5 protein-coding genes are annotated in these 3,526 nt (G+C 65.3%); all 5 read left to right on the forward strand.

Annotated features, from left to right (window positions below):
- Window positions 1-9: 9 nt before the first annotated feature.
- On the forward strand, window positions 10-168 hold the full coding sequence (locus tag JWQ89_RS21020; RefSeq protein ID WP_366144027.1) for a flagellar hook-basal body complex protein FliE: 159 nt from the start codon (window positions 10-12) through the stop codon (window positions 166-168).
- Window positions 169-362: 194 nt separating this feature from the next.
- Entirely contained in the window at window positions 363-629 is a 267-nt protein-coding gene (gene fliQ, locus JWQ89_RS21025; RefSeq protein ID WP_299644362.1) for a flagellar biosynthesis protein FliQ, read from the forward strand.
- A 2-nt stretch (window positions 630-631) separates the two neighbouring features.
- Complete coding sequence (gene fliR / locus JWQ89_RS21030; RefSeq protein ID WP_299644364.1) at window positions 632-1,402, forward strand: flagellar biosynthetic protein FliR; 771 nt, start codon at window positions 632-634, stop codon at window positions 1,400-1,402.
- On the forward strand, window positions 1,399-2,484 hold the full coding sequence (gene flhB / locus JWQ89_RS21035) for a flagellar biosynthesis protein FlhB (protein WP_299644365.1): 1,086 nt from the start codon (window positions 1,399-1,401) through the stop codon (window positions 2,482-2,484). The genes fliR and flhB overlap by 4 nt, the downstream gene beginning before the upstream one ends.
- A 186-nt stretch (window positions 2,485-2,670) precedes the next feature.
- The coding region (locus JWQ89_RS21040; RefSeq protein WP_299644367.1) for a PAS domain-containing protein at window positions 2,671-3,526 on the forward strand (856 nt) is incomplete at its 3' end.

Below are 3,526 nucleotides of genomic sequence, written 5' to 3' on the forward strand. Positions count from 1 at the left end.
AGCGGCAAGGTGGCCGACACCAAGGCGAGGGAGATGGTCAACGGGCGCGGCGACATGGTCGACGTGGTCACTGCGATCAGCCAGACGGAAATCGCCATGGACACCATGGTGACGGTCCGCGACCGGGTGATCTCGGCCTATGAAGAAATCATGCGGATGCCGATCTGAGGGTGAGCGACTCGCGCTAGCGTGCGGATGGCAGGGCCTCGCTCCATGAACAGTTCTCACCTACCCACCGTTTTCATCCCAGCGAAAGCTGAGACCCAACTCTTGACCAGCGCCGGCGGACGCATGGGTCCCAGCTTTCGCTGGGATGACACCGAGCGTGGTGCGGGCCTGGTGGTCCACCCCGAGGCGACCCGATGACCGGCGCCACCGTCCTCGATCTCGCTCGTGAGGGCATCTGGGTGATGATCCTCGTCGCCGGGCCGATGATGATCGTCGGGCTGGTGGTCGGCGTGGTGATCGCGCTGTTCCAGGCGCTGACCCAGATCCAGGAAATGACGCTGGTGTTCGTGCCCAAGATCCTCGCTATCTTCGTCACAATGCTGCTGACGCTGCCGTTCATGGGGGCCATCCTCGGGGGCTACATGACCAAGCTCGCCGACATGATCATCACCGGCGGCTGACCATGATTTCGCTCAACTGGCTGCCCGAGACGGCGTATTTCTACCTGCTGATCTTCGCCCGCGTCGGCGCCATGCTGATGCTGATCCCGGCGCTGGGCGAGACGGTGATCCCTGCCCGCATGCGGCTCAGCTTCGCCCTGGTGATGTCGGCGGTGCTTTATCCGCTGATCTCGTCGCAGTTGCCGGCGCTGTCGGGCGACCTGCCGGGGATCGTGGTGATGGTGGTGCACGAGGTCGCCATCGGGCTGATCCTCGGCGCCATCGCCCGCATCGCGGTATCGGGCACGCAGACCGCGGGCGCGGTTATCGCCTCATCCTCCGGCCTTTCGGTGGCCCAAGCGGCCGATCCGACCAATGGCGGCGTGCAGGGCGCGCTGATCGGCGCTTTCCTCAGCTTTCTCGGCATCACGCTGATCTTTGCCACCGACCTCCATCATGTGGCGCTGTCGGCGATTCACGACAGCTACATGATCTTTGCGCCCAAGGAGCCGCTGATGTTCGGCGACACGGCGCAGACGGTGGTGGATACGGTGGCCGGGGCCTTCGTCATCGGGGTGCAGATGTCGGCGCCGTTCATCGTCTTCGGGCTGGTGTTCAACCTCGGCATGGGCATCCTCAGCCGGCTGATGCCTCAATTGCAGGTGTTCTTCATCGCCATGCCGGCCACTGTGGGGGTCGGGCTGATCCTGATGGCGCTGCTGCTCAGCATGATGATGGGGCTTTACCTCATGCACTATGAGGGCGTACTCGCCATGCTGCGCGGCGTCCGATGAGCGACGAGGCGCCGGAACAGTCATCGAAAACCGAAGACCCCTCGGAAAAAAAGCTCCGGGACGCCCATGAGAAGGGCGACGTGGTCAAGAGCCAGGAGGTCAACACCTGGTTCATCCTGTCGGGCTCGGCGCTGGTTTTTGCGATGATGGCGGGACCGACCAGCGCCAGCCTCGTCGAAACGTTGAAGGTGCTGCTGGGCAATGCCGAGAAATTCGAGGTAGGCAGCCAGGCGCTCGCCGCGTTCTGGAGCGATCTGGCGGGTTCGATCCTCTTGGTCGCGATCCTGCCCTCGATCGTCCTCGCCGCGTTCGGGATCGCCGCCAACCTGATCCAGCACCGGCCGCTGCTGTCGCTCGATCCGATCAAGCCGAAATTCTCCAAGATCAACCCGATCGAGGGCGCCAAGCGCCTGTTCTCGAGCGAGGCGCTGGTCAATTTCGCCAAGGGGCTGGTGAAGCTCGCAGTGGTCTCGGCGGTGCTGTGGTTCGTCCTCGCGCCCGAGATCGACAGCCTCGAGACGATGATCAACCTCGAGCCAGGGATGATCATCGCCGACTTCATGGACCTGAGCCTGAAGATCTTCGGGGCGGTGCTGGCGGTGGTGACCGTCATCGCCATCGCCGACTATGTCTACCAGCGCAACCGTTGGTGGAACCGGCTGAAGATGACGGTCCAGGAGACGCGGGACGAGTACAAGCAGCAGGAAGGCGACCCCAAGGTCAAAGGCCGCATCCGGCAGGTCCGCATGGAGCGCAGCCGCAAGCGCATGATGGCGGCCGTGCCGCAGGCGACGGTGGTGATCACCAACCCGACCCACTTTGCGGTGGCGCTGAAATACGATCGCGACATGGCCGCCCCGCAATGCGTGGCCAAGGGCGCCGACGCCATCGCCCTCCGCATCCGCGAACTGGCCAAGGAGCACGACGTGCCGATCATCGAGAACCCGCCGCTGGCCCGGGCGCTTTATGCCTCGGTGGATATCGACGAGACCATCCCGACCGAGCACTTCAAGGCCGTCGCCGAAGTCATCGGCTTCGTCATGCGGCTCAAGCACGGGGGCGGGTGGAAACCGGCGGGCTAGCGCCGGGGTGTTAACGAGAGCAGGGGTCCGGGACCCTTCCGAGTGTGACACATCGTTGACGCCCTTCCACAAATCGGCCTCGCGCATCGGGGATAACCCCATTGCCGCTACCCAACCGACTTGTGGCTTTGCTAGACCTTGAACAGGCCGATTCGGCACGTTTTTCTTCGGGGCACCACCAAGCGCATGGCACCTCTGCCGCTCGACGAGGACAACTATCCCAATCCGTTGATGAACCGGGGGCGCAGCAGCGCCGGGCTGTGGCGCGTCGTTGCGCTGGCCGCGTTCTTCATTGTTGTCGCCGTGCTGCTGGCCACGATGGGCGATCGCATCCCGGCCGACGTGATCCTGGTCTTCCTCGGCCTCCTCGCCGTGGTCGGCGTTTTCTGCCTCTTCGCCATCGCCGCTGGCCTCTTCCGCTTCTCGGCCAGCGAGGATACCCAGACGCTCTCCCGCGCCGTGGTCGACAGCCTGCCGTTCGGTGCGCTGGTCACCGACCGCGAGGGCAAGATCAGCTACGTCAACGCCCACTATGGCGAGTTTGCGGGCGGGCTCACGGATGGCGTGCCGGTTTCGGTGCCGCGCCTGTTTGCCGGCGAGCCCGAGGCTTCCGAAGCGGTCTATCGCCTTGCCCGGGCAGCGCGCGACGGCCGGCCGGCGATCGAGGACATCCGCATCATCGGCGGCCTCGGCGGGTCGGTCGGCGGCTCGACCAAGCCGTTCTGGTACCGCGTCGGCGTCAGGGCGCTGCCCACCATCGACGAGGGCGGCAAGCCCCTGGTGCTGTGGACCGTCGAGGACATCACCCGCGACCGCGAGCGGCAGGACAACGCCTTCCTCGAGCTGCAGCGCGCCATCGACTATCTCGACCACGCCCCGGCGGGCTTCTTTTCCGCCGACGCGCAGGGCAGGGTGCAGTACCTCAACTCGACCCTCGCCGACTGGCTCGGCTACGACCTCGCCGAGTTCGAGGCGACCGCCATCCGGCTCGACGACATCGTACGCGGCGACGGCGCGAGCCTGCTGATGCGCGGCCGCTCGG

It is taken from the genome of Devosia sp. (assembly GCF_028290645.1).
Classification (GTDB): Bacteria; Pseudomonadota; Alphaproteobacteria; order Rhizobiales; family Devosiaceae; genus Devosia_A.

Excerpts from the sequence above, each read along its gene's own strand:
- fliQ (WP_299644362.1), top strand. The coding sequence starts at position 363 with ATGACCGGCGCCACCGTCCTCGATCTCGCTCGTGAGGGCATCTGGGTG.
- fliR (WP_299644364.1), top strand. The coding sequence starts at position 632 with ATGATTTCGCTCAACTGGCTGCCCGAGACGGCGTATTTCTACCTGCTG.
- flhB (WP_299644365.1), top strand. The coding sequence starts at position 1,399 with ATGAGCGACGAGGCGCCGGAACAGTCATCGAAAACCGAAGACCCCTCG.